Source organism: Burkholderia sp. Ax-1719 (genome assembly GCF_011753055.1).
GTDB lineage: Bacteria > Pseudomonadota > Gammaproteobacteria > Burkholderiales > Burkholderiaceae > Paraburkholderia.
Window position 1 is genome coordinate 145,876 of record NZ_VWWJ01000010.1, and the last position, 16,335, is coordinate 162,210.

The window sequence follows — 16,335 nt, forward strand, 5'->3', positions numbered from 1 at the left end:
CTCTATATGGGTCTGGTTTGAATTACCGGCTCCACGGCGCGGCATGGCCGGCGTCGATTTCGTAGCGCAACTTCGCTTCGGCATGCTTTGCCGGATCGACCTGCGCCAACGCGGCCAGCGCGATATGCCAGCGATCCACCTCGAAGAAGCGTCGCAAGGCGCCGCGCGTATCGCTGCGGCCAAATCCGTCCGTGCCCAGCGCCGTGTAAGGCGCTTGCACGTACGACCCAATCAATTGCGCATAGGCGCGAACGTAGTCGCTCGCAGCAATTACCGGAGCTTGACCGGCGAGACAGCGCGTCAAGTGACTTTCGCGCGGCGCACCGGCTCCGTACAGGCGCTCGCGCTCCACCTCGCGCGCCTCACGGGCCAGTTCGGAGAAACTCGTCACGCTCCAGATTTCCGATGCCACGCCCCAGTCGCTGGCGAGCAGGTCGGCCGCTGCGATCACCTCGCGCAGAATCGCCCCGGAGCCAAGCAGCCGCATAACGGGTTCGCCTTCTCCACGCACGCCGTAGCGCCGCATGCCGCGAATGATGTCTTCGTATTCGGCAGGCTCGACCGCTTCGTGCACGTAGTTCTCGTTGGTCACCGTGAGGTAGTAGAACTCGTCGTGCTGCTGATCCAGCATGCGGCGCGCACCGTGATCGACGATCACTGCCATCTCGCCGGCGAAAGCCGGGTCATAGGCCCGGCAATTGGGCACCGCGGCGGCCATCACATGGCTGGTGCCATCCTGGTGTTGCAGACCTTCGCCGGAGAGCGTCGTGCGCCCTGCCGTCGCGCCGATCAGGAAGCCGCGCGCACGCTGGTCCGCAGCGGCCCAGATGAGGTCGCCCACGCGCTGGAAACCGAACATTGAGTAGTAGATATAGAACGGCAACATGGCCACGCCGTTCACGCTGTACGAGGTGGCGGCCGCCGTCCACGACGAGATCGCGCCAGCCTCGGTGATGCCTTCCTCCAGCAACTGTCCGTCCTTCGATTCCTTGTAATAGAGCATCGAGCCCGCGTCTTCCGGCTCGTAAAGCTGCCCTTGCGGCGAATAGATGCCCACTTGCCGGAACAGGCTCGCCATGCCGAACGTACGCGCCTCGTCTGCCACGATAGGCACGATGCGCGGTCCCAGATCGCGCTCCTTCAGCAGATTCGTGAACACGCGCACCAGCGCCGTGGTGGTGGAGTTTTCGCGCGCGTCGGGGGACAGCGCGAATTGCGCGTAGCTTGCGAGCGGCGGCACGACAAGCGGTTCGGCGTGCGTCGCCCGGCGGGGCATATAGCCGCCCAGTGCCTCGCGGCGTTCGCGCAGATAGCGCAGTTCCGCACTGTCTTCCGCGGGCCGGTAGAACGTCATATTGGCCAGTTGCTCGTCGTCGAGCGGCAGCGCAAAGCGATCGCGGAACGCCTTGAGCGCCTCGACGTCCAGTTTCTTCTGCTGGTGCGCCGTATTGCGCGACTCGCCCGCCTCCCCCATGCCATAGCCCTTTTTGGTCTTGGCAAGAATCACGGTGGGACGGCCGCGATGCACCGCGGCTTGCGCAAACGCTGCGTACAGCTTGCGGAAGTCATGTCCGCCGCGCCGCAAGCCGTCGATCTCTTCAGGCGTCATGTGCGAAACAAGTGCCTGCAGTTCCGGATCGAGATCGAAGAAATGCGCGCGGTTGTACGCGCCGTCGTTGGCCCCCAGCGTCTGGTACTGGCCGTCTACCGTTTCCGCGAAGCGGCGCAGCAGAACATGATGGCGGTCGCGTGCGAACAGCGCGTCCCAGTCGGAACCCCACACAACCTTGATGACGTTCCAGCCCGCGCCGGTAAACAGCGATTCGAGCTCCTGAATGATCTGACCGTTGCCGCGCACCGGTCCATCCAGCCGTTGAAGGTTGCAATTGATCACGAAGGTCAGGTTGTCCAGCCCTTCGCGCGCGGCCAGCGAGAGCGCTGCGATCGATTCCGGCTCGTCCATCTCGCCATCGCCGAACACGCCCCACACGCGCCGATGCGCTGTGCCCGCAATCGCGCGATGTTCGAGGTAGCGAAGAAAACGCGCCTGGTAAATCGCACTGATTGGACCGATCCCCATGGATCCCGTCGGGAACTGCCAGAAGTCAGGCATTAACCAGGGGTGCGGGTAGGAACACAGCCCCCCGCCATCGACTTCCTGGCGATAGCGCTCCAGTTGGCCTCCATCGAGACGCCCTTCGAGAAACGCACGCGCGTACACGCCCGGCGCAGAATGCGGCTGGAAATAAACCAGATCGCCCCTTGTGGTGTCGTTGTCGGCACGAAAGAAGTGGTTGAAACCCACCTCGAAGATTTCCGCGGCCGATGCATAGCTCGCAATATGGCCGCCCAGTTCACCATAGGCCTTGTTGGCCTTGGCGACCATTGCCAGCGCGTTCCACCGGATGATCGACGTGATGCGCTCCTCCATCGCAAGATTGCCGGGAAACGCCGGCTGATCTTCAACCGCGATGGTGTTCTGGTACAGCGAATAAGGGTGCGCCGCAGGCGACACGCCAAGATGGCTCGCATGTTCTGCGAGCCGCTGCAGCAGAAAGGTCACGCGATCCACACCCGATACGCGGGCCACCGCTTCGAGCGCATCGAGCCATTCCGACGTTTCCTGCGTATCGGCATCCTGTTCGACGTGGCGCGTGAGCGCGTCATGCAAAACCTGTTGGGGATCGGACTTCATGGATTGTTCCGGATAGAGGTTTTTTGTTACGTATAACTAACTGATAAAACGAGAAACGTGGTTCGATATTCCGATGTTCGTTACCAACCTTCGATGCATCCGTTCGCGGACGCCATTGGCGAGCGTGCATGCATTTGCTGGTACTTTCCGCTGTAGAACACGAGCGGCCGCCGCTGTGTTCCATGACGGATATGTTCCAGCTCGCCGATATAAAGCAGATGATCGCCAGCAGGATGCACGTCCACCGCGCGCGCGACCAGTTGCACGAGGCTGCCCTCCAGCAACGGCGTCCCTTCGTGCTCGCCGAATGGCACTTCGAGATCGTCCTGGGGACGCCCGCCAAAGTGGGCGCTCAAAGCACGCTGGTCTTCCGCCAGAAAATTGATGCCAAATCGCACGCCATGCTCGACCCACTGGTTAAAACGCGAAGCCTTGCGCACGGAGACGAGCACGAGCGGCGGCTCCAGCGAGACGGACATGAAAGCGTTCGCCGTCATGCCCGCAGCTTGACCGTCCGCGCGATAAGTGACGACGGTTACGCCGGTGGCGAAAAGGCCCATCGTCGCGCGGAGCAGCTTCGCGTCGATACGCGATTCCACCGTTGACGAGGTAACTAACTGAGCGGCTGCACTCATGATCACACCAGCGGCGTGATGTTGTTTTCGACGCCAAGCAGCGCCTTGCCGTACAGCTCCAGACCGATCGCCGGCAAGCCCACCGCATGGCGCGCAGCCGTGTTCGAATCGCGCCACCAGCGCTGCATCGGGCTTGTCTCGGCAAAACCGCCCGCGCCATGCGCCCACAACAGCGTGTTGAGCGCGTCCGTAATGTAGGTGGTGACCGCGCCCGTGTCGGCCCGCATGCGCGCGCGCGTCACATAGTCCAACTGGGTATCGTGGTAAGCGGCGGCGTCGATCTCGTCGGCGGCACGGAATGCACGCAGATGCGCGTTGTCGATCTTGAGCGCGGCTTCGGCAATCTGCGTCTGAAACACCGTTGAATCCGTCTGCTTTTCAAACGAGGTGTACGCGATGGCGCGTTGCGGTGCTTTCTCGATCACGAACTTGAGCGCGGCGCGACCCATGCCCAGTTGCGGCCCCGTGAGGATCAACGCGGCCAGCGGCACAAAGGCCGCGCGATACGCAGCTTCGTCCTTGCACTCGGTCGCATAGCGGCCTTCGATGGCTTCCATCATGTCCAGCAGGCGATGGTCCGGCACGAACACTTCGCTGCCGACAATGCAGTTGCTACCTGAAGCACGCATGCCTGCCGTGAACCACGTGTCTTCGATCGAAAGCTCCGACATCGGCACGAGCGCGAGATACTGCTTTTTGAACGCGCCGTTTTCATCGTGCTCGATCACGCCCACTGCGGCCCAGTCGGCATGTAGCGATCCGGACGAGAAATACCATTTGCCCGAAATCACGAGGCCGCCTTCCACGCGCCGCGATTGCGGCGAAGGCGTGAACACGCCCGATACGCGCGCATCGGGGTTATCGCCCCAGACTTCGTCCTGCGCCTGCTTCGGAAACAGGCCTGCGAACCACGCGCATACGTTGGTGAGCGCCACCACCCACGCCGTTCCGCCGCAAGCCTCGCCCAGCGCCGCAGACACTTCCAGATGCGAGCGCAGCGTGCCTTCGTAGCCACCGTAACGCTTCGGCACCATCAGGCGGAAAAGTCCCGCCTCGGCAATCGCTGCGATGTTTTCTTCGCTTGCGCGACGATTGCGCTCTGACTCCACCGCATTCTTCATCAGCAAGGGCTGCAGCGCCGTGGCGCGCTGCACCAGCTCGCGCAGCGTCGGACTCGACTGACGCTGCTGCTGGCACGGCCATTCAGCGCCTGCCTGCTCGTCCTGAATCATGCATTCGTTAGTCATCACGTTCATCTTAGTCATCCTAAACACGTTGCCTGCCATGACATGGCAAGAAGATTGCGCCGGGAATCCGTGCGCGGCTCGCGGAACGTCAGGAGGGTCGCGGATCAGCGCATGACGCGGAACCATCGAGGGCTGGCGCGCAACGCTTCATGGGTTGTCTCCCGAGTTATTTTTCGAATGACATATATGTCATTCTTAACCACGAGACAATCATAGGAGCGGCGCAAATCGCACTCAAGTTTTATTGGTCTACCCTGGGGTTTTCTATAGTACGGCAGTGTCATTCTGACAAACCGTCATATACTATGAATCAGATTCCACACAGCATGGATACGAATGGATTTGAAAGCCATGGATCACCGTTCAAAGATTGCCGAAAAGAAGCGCCTCATGATGCGCACGAAGCTGATCGATGCCGCCACGCGCGTGTTCGCCGATCGCACCGGGCCCGTCCCGGTCATTGACGATGTCATCCGCGAAGCCAAAGTCTCGCGGGGTACTTTCTACAATTATTTCGATTCGCTGGAACAGGTGGTTGCGGCCATCGGCCAGGAATTCAGCAATCAAATGATTACGGACATTCTGCCCGTCTACGATGTATTGACGCAGCCGTGGCAAAGAGCCTCTGTGGGCTTTCGGGTGTTTCTCGTGCGCGCCTTGCTCGACCGCAAATGGGCGGGTTTCATGGCATTGCCCGATGCCTGGCCTCACCATACGCTGCTGGCGCGATACATGGGTAACGACCTGGAAAACGGCAAACGCGCCGGGCAATTTCATTTCGACGATGTATCGGCCGCCAGCGATTTCCTGATGGGCGCAACCTCGCTGGCAATCCAGTCGATCCGGCAAGGCTTGACCGATCCCAACGCTTATATGAACGCCTACACGCGCATGGCCCTGGCAAGCCTTGGCTGCACACCGCGCCTGTGCGACGAAGGCGTGGTGTTCTCCCTCTCCTATCTGCAGGATTGGGCGTCCGGGCGTCTCGACATCAGCAAGCCGCTCTGGGCTCTCAACATGAATTCAAAAGACGGACAACTATTCCTGGGCTATGCCGTGGCGTAAGGCAACGCAGCCGACCTCAGCCATTCCCCAATGGAATCGCCGTGGAATACATCACCTGCTTGAGCGCGAAGCTCGATCGAATGCTCTTGACGTTGGGGATGCGCGTAAGCTCATCCACGATGAGCCGTTCGAGCGCCTGCGTGTCTCGTACCAGCACACGCAGCAGATAATCCGCATCCCCGGTCATCAGATAGCATTCCATCACGCCCGGTATCGCCACCACGGCGCGCTCGAATTCATCGAGCCCTTCGCGCCGCTGGTTTTCCAGCGAGATGTGAATAAAGACATTTACATTCAGGCCGAATTTTTCCGGTGCGAGCAGCGTAACGCGCTGCCGGATCAAACCCGCGCGCTCCATCGCGCGCACTCGCGCAAGACATGGCGAAGCCGAGAGATTCACGCGCGCGGCCAGCTCGACGTTCGTCAAACGCGCGTCCTGCTGCAATTCGTTGAGAATACGAATATCGATTGCATCGAGTTCAACCACAGCTTCTCCCCGGGAGTCGGTCGGGCCTAACAGCAAACCACACAGCGCCGTTCAGCCTTTCAGTCATGACGCCCCGGAGTGTAGCGCGTCGACACCCACCTCGCCTTTCAGATCCGCCGACTTGAACAACATATCGGTCAGGCCCGAGCCCGCGCGAACCATCGGCCAGACGTTTTCGGAAGGGTCGACGATCATGTCGAGGAAGACCGCACGCCCTTTCATGGCAAGCGCTTCGCGCAGCGCCGCTTCGACATCACAAGGTTGATCGACGCGCAGGCCAACGTGGCCGTAAGCACGTGCGAGCGCCGCGAAATCGGGCAGCGCGTCCATGTAGGAGTTCGAATAACGGTCGCCATAATGGACGTGCTGCAACTGCTTCACCATGCCGAGGTAGCCGTTGTTGAGCGAGACGATCTTCACGTCCAGTCCGTACTGCCGGCAGGTGGAAAGCTCCTGACTGCACATCTGGATCGAACCGTCGCCGGTCACCGTCACCACATCGGCGTCGGGAAATGCCCGCTTCACGCCCATCGCGTAGGGCAGTCCGACGCCCATCGTGCCCAGGCCGCCGGAATTGATCCAGCGCCGCGGCTTGTCGAACGCGTAACGCTGCGCGGCCCACATCTGATGCTGCCCGACATCGGAACACACATAGGCGTCGCCACGCGTGACCTCCCAGAGCTTTTCAAGCACGAACTGCGGTTTGATGACGGTGTCGTCGTGTACGTAGGCAAGGCATGCGCGACCACGCCAGCTATCGATATCGCGCCACCAGGCGAGCCGCGACGGCATTTCTGCCGTTTCTTCGGGAAGCAGCGGCAGCAAAGCGCGCAGCACCGTCTTGACGTCGCCGACGATGGGCACGTCCACACGCACGCGCTTGTCGATGGTTGCCGGATCGATATCGATCTGAATGATCGTTTTCCCGGCGCGTCTAAAGTCATCAGGATTCCCGATCACACGATCATCGAAGCGTGCGCCCAGCGCGATCAGCACGTCACTGTGCTGCATGGCGTGGTTGGCCTCATAGGTGCCATGCATGCCGGGCATGCCCACGCTCTGACCGTGCGTTCCAGGAAACGCGCCGAGTCCCATCAAAGTGCACGCCACGGGCGCATCCAGACGCCCTGCGAGATGCGCGACCTCATCGGCGGCTGCCGCTGCGATAGCGCCGCCGCCCACCAGAATGCAGGGCCGCTGGGCGCGGCGCAACGCTTCGGCGGCGCGCTGTATCTGCCCGGCGTGCCCTTCGGTGCGCGGCCGGTACGAGCGAAGCTCGACCGTCTGCGGATAGACAAACGGGGCGTACGCTTGCAGAACATCCTTGGGGATATCGACGACAACCGGCCCAGGCCGGCCAGTGGCCGCGATATGAAACGCTTTCTTCAGCGTCGACGCGAGTTGCTCGACGTTCACAACGAGAAAATTGTGCTTGACGATCGAGCGCGTCAAACCCACTGCATCGCACTCCTGAAAGGCGTCTTTGCCGATCGCGTCCGTCGGTACATTCGCGCAGATCACCACGATGGGGATCGAATCGAAATACGCCGTGGCAATGCCGGTCACGGCATTCGTCACGCCCGGCCCCGACGTGACCAGCGCGACGCCAACCTTGCCGGTCGCACGCGCATAGCCATCGGCGGCATGCACCGCCGCCTGCTCATGGCGCACCAGCACGTTGGTAATCGAAGGTGCGGCGAGCAGCGCATCGTAGATGGGCAGAACTGCGCCCCCGGGATATCCCCACACCGTATCGATGCCTTCCCTATGCAGCGCCGATACGACCATCGCGGCGCCCGATACACGACTTTCTCGCGCGACGTGCTGGGATTCCGCCGTGGCAACCCGGTCAAGTTCCGGGGCAGCAATTTTCACGTTCTTCTCCGACAAACAGGCTTGATTGCAAACTCGCTTCACCACGCCAACGCGCGGCCAGCTGACTGCTTCGATGATATTGGGAACCATGAAGCAGATGCTGTTGAACTGAGGAGCAATCAGCCTGTTTGACAGCATGAATGCGCAGTGCGATCGACATGGATGCACGGTTTATGCTGCGCACGCTTGCAGAACCCGCTTTCGCTGCTAGCTACCCGGATCGAGGAGATTGGAAGTGAAGTCGCACGACTGCGCCGCAAGGCGCGCCACCGCGGCGCTGAGCGAGTGCGATTGTTCAGCCCGGTGCATGGCGACATATTTGACGGGAGGCAGCGCGGGCGAGGTCGGAACGACCACGAGCGCGCGGCGTTTGAGCATGCGGGCAAGACATGCCTGAGGCAAATAGCTGACCCCGAGTCCCGACAGCGTCAAGCCGATCTGCGCAATCAGGCTGTTGCTCGCCAGCACCTTCTGCAGCGCCACGCCTTGCTCCGCCAGAAACCGGCTATAGACATAGCCCGTTCCCGAAAGCCCACCCTGCAGGATTAGCGGAAACTTCGCGATCTCCGCGAGCGCAATGGTGCGCTTGCCCGGCGCCATGCTGGCCGCGCACATCCACGCGTTCTGCACCTGCCCCACGAGCGTCGAGGCATAGGGTTCGACCTCATGCGTCTGCGGCACGATGATCACGTCCACGGTCGCCGCCGCCAGCCGCTCGCGCAAGGTCGCATTGAGATCGACCTCCGCTTCGACCTTGACCTTCGGATATTCGGCCTGTATCGCCGCGATCAGTCTCGGCAACCACGTCAGCGCCGTGAGTTCGGTCACGCCGATGCGAATCTGCCGCACCAGCGCATCCTTCGAACTCATGCGCTCGACGATCTGGTCGCGCCGTTCGAGCAACTCCTTCGCATGCTCGAAGAACTCCGTGCCTTTCTCCGTGAGGCGCGCACTGCGATTGGCGCGATCGAACACCGCAACGTCGAATGCGCGCTCCAGTTCCTGTACACGCTTCGATACCGCCGATTGCGTGGTGTTCAGACGCGTGGCGGCGGCCTCGAACGAACCCAGCTGAACGATCCAGTATAGGGCTTCCATTTGCTTGAAGGTCAGCATGGCGCGTCGCTCACATCACCAAAAGCGATAGTTTCTCATAGAAAAAAATCGCTTTTTTAGTTCATTTTGGCCAGGTACTTTTCCCCTCGACAGGCCCGCACAGAGGCCCGGCTTATCCAACTCAACCCTTACGTGTCTGGAGAATCCATGGAATCCGTCATGGAAACACCGCAACCCGATCGCGTGGCGCGCAAGCCCCGCGTCGGGCTTGCGTGGCAAATTGTGATCGGCCTCGTGGCCGGCATTGCGGTCGGACTCGTTCTCAACCGCTTTCCGGAATATCGCGAAACGGCGATCAACGGCTTCCTGCAACCGGCCGGGGATATCTTTATCCGTCTGATCAAAATGGTCGTGGTGCCGATCGTTTTCACGAGCATGGTGATGGGTATCGCAGGCGTGGGCGACGGACGCTCGCTTGGGCGCATTGGACTGAAGACGCTGGTGTATTTCGAAGTCGTCACGACGATTGCCATCGTGCTGGGACTCGTACTGGGCAACTTGCTGCACCCGGGTCTGGGCACCGATCTGTCCCAGCTCGGCCATACCGATATCTCGCGCTATCAGCAGACTTCGCAGCAAACCCAGGGACATCACGGGTTCATGGCGCTGTTGCTGAGCATCATTCCCGACAACATCATCATGGCGATGGGGCGCGGCGATCTCTTGCCCGTGATCTTCTTTTCCGTGCTATTCGGCCTGGGCCTGCAAACCGTGCCCGCTGAATATCGCCAGCCCGTGCTCGCGACATTCAAAGGCATCAGCGACGCCATGTTCAAGGTCACCGGCATGGTGATGCGTTATGCGCCGTTCGGCGTGTGCGCACTGATCGCGGTGACGGTTGCGAGTTTTGGCTTCGGTTCGCTGTTGCCGCTCATCAAGCTCGTCGCGGTGACCTATCTTGCGATCATCCTGTTCGCGGTTTTCGTGCTGGGCGTCACGGCGTGGCTTTTCGGCTTCAACATTTTCACGCTGCTGCGCGTCATTAAAGACGAATTGATTATCGCGTTTTCGACATGCAGTTCAGCGACGGTCCTCCCGCAATTGATGAAGAAAATGGAGGACTTCGGCGTGCCCAAAAGCATTACGACATTCGTGGTGCCAACGGGCTACACCTTCAATCTCGACGGCGCATCTATTTATCTTGGCATCGGCACGCTGTTCGTCGCGCAACTGTATGGCGTGCATCTCGGCCTGCAAGAGCAGATCGTGCTGGTGCTGACGATGGTCGTCACGTCCAAAGGCGCGGCAGGCGTGCCCGGCTTCATGTTCGTGATCCTGCTGACAACGCTTGCGAGTGCGGGACTGCCGCTCGAAGGGCTCGCGTTTATCGCAGGCGTCGACCGCATCATGGATATGGGACGCACCGCACTGAATGTGGTGGGCAACGCGCTCGCGCCGCTCGTCATCGCCCGATGGGAAGGCCAGTACGACGCGGAGAAAGGCAAAGCCTACATCGCGTCGCTGGACGCATGAAATCAGATGAAAGCAGCAATAGCAAACATGGAACGAGGAGCAAACACAATGAGCAGCAGTCGCGGACAGTTGTTTTCCGAATCGATGATGGAAGAGATCAAGCGCCGCTTTCATTATGTCGATCACGATGTCGATGGCCGCGCGCGCCTTTTCTTCGACAACGCCGGCGGATCGTTCAGACTGAAATCGGCATTGGAAGCGTTTGCGCAGATCGACGCCTTGCCGGATTGCCCCGAGCGCATCCACGAACGCGCACTGTTTTTGCAGGACGTCCAGACGCGTGGCGAAGATGACATCCGCCGTATCCTCAACGCGCGCGACGGCAGCGTCTATCTCTCGCTCACGGCATCGGCGGGCATGTTCGAGATGGTGCGCGCGGTGATGGAAAACGTGCCGGGCAGCAATGCGGTGACGACGATTCTCGAACACCCGTCGTCCTTCGACGCCATGACGCTATATTGCGAGCGCACCGGTAAAGCGTTGCGCGTCGCGCCAAGCAATGCCGAAACCGGCGGTGTGGATGTCGACGCGATCCTCTCGCTGATCGACGACGACACAGCGCTATTGAGCGTCATGTACGCATCGAATATTTCGGGCGCCAAGCTGGATATTGCGGCCATTGTCGAACGGGCCCGCGCGCGCAAACCGGATCTCTTCATCATCGTCGATGCAGTTCAACATGCGCCGCACGCGGTCATCGACCTCCAGAAGACGCCCGTCGATGGCATCAACTTCGCGCCGTATAAGTTCTTCGGGTGTCGGGGAGCGGGCGTGGCATGGCTATCGCAGCGTCTCGCGGAACTTCCGCATCATCGGCTCGCGGCCAAAGAAAAAGGCGTCTGGGAACTCGGCAGTCCCGCGCCCGCGCAATTCGCCGTGGTCAGCGCGATCGTCGATTACGTCGCGTGGATCGGCGCGCAGTTCAGCGACGCCGAAGACCGGCGCGAAGTCTTCGTGCAAGGCATGCAGCGCATCGAAGACCATGAGCGCGCGCTACTTGCGCTGTTGCTCGACGGCGTGGATGGGCAGCGCGGGCTGCGCGCGATTGAGGGCGTCAAGGTGTTCTGGGATCACGACGACCTGACGCGCCGCGATCTGATCGCCGGTATCGGCTTCGACGGTCTGGACCCGACTGCCGCCGTGCGCACCTATGAAGAGCATGGCGTCATCGTCTATGAGCGGATTGCGACGAGCCTTTATTCCGGACGAATGTTGAAATCGTTCAAACTGGGCGGCGCGGTTCGCGTTTCTCCGCTACATTGCCATTCTCCGGAGGATGTCGCGAAGTTTCTGGCGGTGACAGAGGCGATTGCGAGCGATAGCCGGCGCGTTGAATAACGCGCCGTGAGAAACGGACGCATCGGAAACTGTTTTGCTACCCGATGCGTCCAGAAGCTTCGCTATGGCTTTGCCTTATTCGAAACCCGGCTAAACCGTTGCTCGACAACCGTCGCGCCCCACTGCTGCCCTTGCGCCTCATCGGTCAGCTCAAAACCAGCCGAATCGTAGAGATGTCGCGCCGCATTCAGGCCTTTGAAGGTCCAGAGATACGTTTCATCGAAATGCTCGTCGACAAACGTCATGGCCCGCTCCAGCAAACAACGACCTATGCCAGCGCCGCGCAAAGTATCGTCGACGATAAACCATCGTAGATGCGCGACGCGCGTATCGGCATCGCCGTCGATTGCCAGCGAAGCCAGAGACCTGCCGTTTTCCACATAAAGCCAGAGCGCCTTTTGCGGATGCGGTAAAGACTGCGCGAATTCGGCCATTTCCGTTGCCACCTTGCGCTCGAAGAACACGCCAAACCCGGCATGTTGCGAATAGAAGCGCGCATGCAGGCTGGCGATATCGCCGATGCAGCCGGGTTGGTAGCCTTCAAGTATCTGCCCCGTGCCCGCATCTGTTCCTGATCGCTTCTCAAGGCCGTCATTGTCTTGCGCGAGCGCGTTGGCATACAGGGACAGCGACTTGACCAGCGTTTGCTGGTCGGCGGGCGCGAGGCGTCTGAGCGCATGCGATACCTGATCGGTCGCGAACTCGTCGATTTTCGCGCGTAGTTGTTGACCGGTATCCGTCAAATAGAGTTCGGACGAGCGCGCATCATCGCTGGACGTTGTGCGCACAACCAGTCCGGCCGATTCGAGTTTTGCGATCTGTCGGCTCGTATTCGATTTGTCCAGCCGCAGCAGGGTGGCGAGGTCGCGCGCCGGGATCCCTGGCGTAGCGCCAATTTCGATGACCGCGTGAACCGCCGACGGCGCGAGATCGCTGTCGGCCAGCGTGCTGCGCATGAACCCCAGTTCGCGAACCAGCTTGCGCGAAAACTCCCGCAATTCGAGGATGACCTGGTCGCGCGCCTGCGCGGGCGGATTGATCACGTCCATACGACACCTATAAAGTTGCGATTCGCAACCACTATAGTTGCGAATCGCAACTTTTGCAAGGCGGATCGCGTGCTTCTGGGTCGCTCGTGCGATGATGCGCCACGAACAATACGAGGTACGCAATGACAACGCCATTCGACGAAGCAACTGCCGCGGCGATCGCCGCATTTGCCCAACTGGACCTCTACACCGCTGTGCAGTCGATGCGCGCCGAGGCCGACTACGACCGCGAACTGGATCAATGGGTCTCGCGCTACATCGACGAGCACGGCGGCGGCGCGGACGACGCAGAATACGACGCCTTGCACGCGCAAGCCCAGGCAACGCCTGAATATGCTCAGTTCGTCGAAGCCGTTCGCAGGGAACTCACGGAATACTTCGAAGTGACCGGCGATCAACTGGACGCGATGGTCCTGCTGCGCGATGACGATAGCGATGAGCTTTGGGCAGAGGTTAACCGGCAGCGGAACGCACTGGGTACGGGTGAAGTGCGCGGGGATCTTTGAAAGACGTACACGCTGATCAGCGCGAGCCGGGGAAGGATATGAACAGAAAACGTATGGTTTTCCTGCTGAGCAACTTCTCCTTCGCCACGCTCGCGGGTTGCCACGCACTCCCGCATATCGCCGTCGATTATTCGAATCTGGGGCAGACGCGACTCGATAGCGAACTGATGACTCACTGGCAGACTGGCGCCGAGCCATTGAGGCGCGATCTACAGGACATTGTCGACACCTATGGCGTGAATGGCGCGGGAGTGTCGATTGAAGATTTGGAAGCGATGGGCGCACATTGTTTGCCCGGCACGCAAGGCCTTTGTCAATACACCGGCATCATCCGCTATCGCTTATACGGTTTGCCAGACCCGTCAAAAGACGGCAACGTGACGACCGTTTCCTTTCAAGTGAATATTCAAAGGCAAGCGGGATCAGCCACCGTTACCGTCGAAAAGAAAGAGATCGAATAGATCTCGCAACTGTGAATAGGCGCAAGCTAGCTACCCGAAGCAAACCATTTTCGATGGATCTGTTCGTACGTTCCATCTTCATACATGGTTAGTAATGCTTCGTTGACGGTCTTTCTCAGCGGACTTCCATTGGGCAGCGCAATCCCGTATTTTTCAGGCCTAAAAATCGGTCCGACCACAGCGAGCGCACCGTTTCCCAATCGACATGCCCAATATTGCAGCGTCGGCGCATCATAGACGATCGCCTGCACATCGCCTTGCATCAGTTTCTGGAATCCATCGGCGGCGCTTGTCACGTTAACGAATGGCAAGCCACGCTGTGTCAGATATCCGGCGGCGACGGTGCCAGGCAGCGTGCCGATGATTTTCCCAGGCAGATCGTCAGGATCCCGTATGTTCGACTGCAGCCGCGCGACCGTCTGCGACGATGTCACCGTGGCGGTCAGCTGCGCCACCAGCAGCACGCCGATCAGCCACATGGTTGGCACGAGCACGCGCTTCCACGCCCCCGGTGCATCGCGCTCGCCGTGCTCGCCTGTGGCGATGATCAGCATGGTTATCCAAAGCCCCTCGCCAATCGCCCGCCAATAAGGCTTCTGAAAATTCCGGTCGCGGCGGCGCTCCATGAGCCAGACCAGATTGGCGAGCACAAACACGATAGCGGCTGTCATGCCGACGAACTGCCCAATCGCTCGCCACGGCACCGACGCGAGCGTGCTGAGAAGCGAATTGTCGCTGTTCGCACGCACGAGAATCTGCAGACCGGAATCGAAATACGGCATCGAAAAATCGACCTTTCCTTCGCGGTCCGGCGTCATCGTGATCGCCGAGATTGCGACGTCGGCGTTGCCATGCTCGACGGCGGCGAGCAGATCTGTCGGCTTCGCAACGGCACACCACGTAAAGTCGCGATGTATGCGCCGCGCGATTTCGTTCCAGATATCGATGCTGAATCCTTCTGGCGTCGACGTTTGAGGCAGTACGAATGGGGCGGTTGGCGCGATGGCGACCCGCAGGCCGGCAGGCCCGGGCGCATCGCTGCCGATGATCGGCGTGGCCTGGATTGTGGCGTTGCAATCCTCCGATGCGATCGGCGCGGCCGCCGACGCGCTCCCGCAGACGTTCGAGCCAAGAACGACGATCCCGCACAACACCGACACCACGCCAGGTCTGCTCATCGTTGCGCTCCGAGCCCGTTTTTCCGCCGACACCTCCGGCACGACGTCGCATCACATTAAGGCAAATCTCAAGCGCCTGCCCAATGCGAGCCCGTCGGCCGGCGGCGAAACGGGGCGTGCCCGCAGCGCTACGCCTGGCGCATGCTTAAGTCGCGTACTGCGCGACCCCATTGCCGAAAGATACTCAAAATAACATTACAAAAATCACTCCGAGTCTTGTGTGGAAAGGATTTCCAGCAACTCGACTCGACCAGTGTGGAAAAGAGTCCTGGCAACGGCCCCGATAAGCAACTGGCACCTTCGCGAACCTACGGGCCGCCCCCGCAGCCGCTGAGCGACAACAGCCCTTCCCTCGCCTTCGTCGGCAGGCGGCCACAACCTGACGCTCCGCGAGCGGACGAAGCTGCCGTTGGAACGACCGCGCGACTCCGCAAACAGCCATTGCTCGCATGCGGCAACGAACGGTTGCGGCATGCGTCTCTCGCCGGCCAACGGCCGCCACGAAACCGCCTTCTGGTATTTGGCAGTGTATGCGCGTCTAGCGCAGCACGATCCGCTGATCGACCGCTTCGAACAACACGGATGCGCAAGCGGTCGCGCAACGGGGTTTCATTGGAAAACGCAGCAGAGTCGCTGCCGCACTTTCAGGATCTACTCGTCGAGCGCGCGCAACGCATGTGCACGTTATTGCGCCAGAGGTGTGGGCGAGGGATTCGAGATCTTCGGCCCGATCTGCTTTGAGAACGACGGACCAGACGACGGCATGCACGTCGAAAAGGTGTTATGCATTTTTGCTAAAGGATGCGAAGTGGACGAACATAACGACCGAGAACACGACGAAATGCAGACCAGCCAATGGCTTCGGGCAAACGCTCGTAGTCTCTAGCCACGGTACCAGGGCTCGCCGAAAGTTCATAACACCTTCTAGCCGCCAACATCGGTTTCTGCAATCAACACAGCACCGCAGCTACTCTTATGACCTTCGAGCGCCACCGGCGCTCCAAAGTCCAGACTATCTTCGCATCCCTCGACAATTTCGAAGAGATGAGGCGCGCATTGCGGACACGTCACCTTATCGCCCTTGCGGGCGATTGGGATGCCGGGCCGCCCCCATGTGGAAGACGGACTGCCAGAAATGACACGACCGCCATGACTGGTCTTGTCGCCCACGACAATTTGTGCCTTGCCGCCTACGGTCGCTCGCGTCATG

Annotated in this window: 15 protein-coding genes; 6 read left to right on the forward strand and 9 right to left on the reverse strand. The window is 60.4% G+C overall.

The window, feature by feature from the left end:
• Nucleotides 1-22: 22 nt before the first annotated feature.
• From mdeB to F3J17_RS19435, 3 genes are all read right to left on the reverse strand, one after another.
• On the reverse strand, nt 23-2,695 hold the full coding sequence (mdeB, locus tag F3J17_RS19425; protein WP_167062150.1) for an alpha-ketoglutarate dehydrogenase: 2,673 nt from the start codon (nt 2,693-2,695) through the stop codon (nt 23-25).
• Nucleotides 2,696-2,775: 80 nt separating this feature from the next.
• The gene (locus tag F3J17_RS19430; protein ID WP_167062153.1) at nt 2,776-3,330 is read right to left on the reverse strand and encodes a flavin reductase family protein; all 555 of its coding nucleotides are present in this window, start codon (nt 3,328-3,330) and stop codon (nt 2,776-2,778) included.
• A 2-nt stretch (nt 3,331-3,332) separates the two neighbouring features.
• Entirely contained in the window at nt 3,333-4,586 is a 1,254-nt protein-coding gene (locus F3J17_RS19435) for an acyl-CoA dehydrogenase family protein (protein WP_205194868.1), read from the reverse strand.
• Nucleotides 4,587-4,913: 327 nt separating this feature from the next.
• Here F3J17_RS19435 and F3J17_RS19440 point away from each other — a divergent pair, with 327 nt between their 5' ends.
• Entirely contained in the window at nt 4,914-5,642 is a 729-nt protein-coding gene (locus tag F3J17_RS19440; RefSeq protein WP_167062156.1) for a TetR/AcrR family transcriptional regulator, read from the forward strand.
• A 16-nt stretch (nt 5,643-5,658) separates the two neighbouring features.
• Here the strand turns inward: F3J17_RS19440 and F3J17_RS19445 are convergent, their stop codons facing one another.
• The 3 genes from F3J17_RS19445 to F3J17_RS19455 all read right to left on the reverse strand — a co-directional run bounded on the left by F3J17_RS19445 (nt 5,659) and on the right by F3J17_RS19455 (nt 9,120).
• Entirely contained in the window at nt 5,659-6,129 is a 471-nt protein-coding gene (locus F3J17_RS19445; protein WP_167062158.1) for an Lrp/AsnC family transcriptional regulator, read from the reverse strand.
• Nucleotides 6,130-6,192: 63 nt separating this feature from the next.
• The gene (gene ilvB, locus F3J17_RS19450) at nt 6,193-7,917 is read right to left on the reverse strand and encodes a biosynthetic-type acetolactate synthase large subunit (protein WP_240161065.1); all 1,725 of its coding nucleotides are present in this window, start codon (nt 7,915-7,917) and stop codon (nt 6,193-6,195) included.
• 294 nt (nt 7,918-8,211) lie between these two features.
• Nucleotides 8,212-9,120 (reverse strand): LysR family transcriptional regulator, encoded by a 909-nt coding sequence (locus F3J17_RS19455; protein ID WP_167062164.1) that lies wholly within the window; start codon nt 9,118-9,120, stop codon nt 8,212-8,214.
• Nucleotides 9,121-9,267: 147 nt separating this feature from the next.
• On the opposite strand from F3J17_RS19455, the gene F3J17_RS19460 reads away from it, so the two are divergent.
• Nucleotides 9,268-10,593 (forward strand): cation:dicarboxylase symporter family transporter, encoded by a 1,326-nt coding sequence (locus tag F3J17_RS19460; protein ID WP_167062167.1) that lies wholly within the window; start codon nt 9,268-9,270, stop codon nt 10,591-10,593.
• A gap of 48 nt (nt 10,594-10,641) precedes the next feature.
• Complete coding sequence (locus tag F3J17_RS19465; protein WP_167062170.1) at nt 10,642-11,931, forward strand: aminotransferase class V-fold PLP-dependent enzyme; 1,290 nt, start codon at nt 10,642-10,644, stop codon at nt 11,929-11,931.
• Between the two features lie 62 nt (nt 11,932-11,993).
• On the opposite strand, the gene F3J17_RS19470 is transcribed toward F3J17_RS19465, so the two are convergent.
• On the reverse strand, nt 11,994-12,980 hold the full coding sequence (locus F3J17_RS19470) for a helix-turn-helix domain-containing GNAT family N-acetyltransferase (protein WP_167062173.1): 987 nt from the start codon (nt 12,978-12,980) through the stop codon (nt 11,994-11,996).
• A gap of 122 nt (nt 12,981-13,102) precedes the next feature.
• Between F3J17_RS19470 and F3J17_RS19475 the strand changes: the two genes are divergently transcribed.
• On the forward strand, nt 13,103-13,486 hold the full coding sequence (locus tag F3J17_RS19475; protein WP_167062176.1) for an ATP-dependent protease: 384 nt from the start codon (nt 13,103-13,105) through the stop codon (nt 13,484-13,486).
• Between the two features lie 38 nt (nt 13,487-13,524).
• Nucleotides 13,525-13,947, forward strand: a complete 423-nt coding sequence (locus F3J17_RS19480; protein WP_167062179.1) for a hypothetical protein — start codon at nt 13,525-13,527, stop codon at nt 13,945-13,947.
• A 26-nt stretch (nt 13,948-13,973) separates the two neighbouring features.
• Here F3J17_RS19480 and F3J17_RS19485 read toward each other — a convergent pair whose 3' ends face one another.
• Nucleotides 13,974-15,125, reverse strand: a complete 1,152-nt coding sequence (locus F3J17_RS19485; protein ID WP_167062182.1) for a transporter substrate-binding domain-containing protein — start codon at nt 15,123-15,125, stop codon at nt 13,974-13,976.
• A gap of 472 nt (nt 15,126-15,597) precedes the next feature.
• Between F3J17_RS19485 and F3J17_RS19490 the strand changes: the two genes are divergently transcribed.
• A complete protein-coding gene (locus F3J17_RS19490) occupies nt 15,598-16,011 on the forward strand; it encodes a hypothetical protein (protein WP_167062185.1) in 414 nt (137 codons plus the stop codon).
• 38 nt (nt 16,012-16,049) lie between these two features.
• Here F3J17_RS19490 and F3J17_RS19495 read toward each other — a convergent pair whose 3' ends face one another.
• Nucleotides 16,050-16,334 carry a PAAR domain-containing protein gene (locus tag F3J17_RS19495; protein ID WP_167062189.1) on the reverse strand — a complete coding sequence of 95 codons (285 nt, stop codon included), beginning with the start codon at nt 16,332-16,334 and terminating at the stop codon, nt 16,050-16,052.
• Nucleotide 16,335 lies beyond the last annotated feature (1 nt).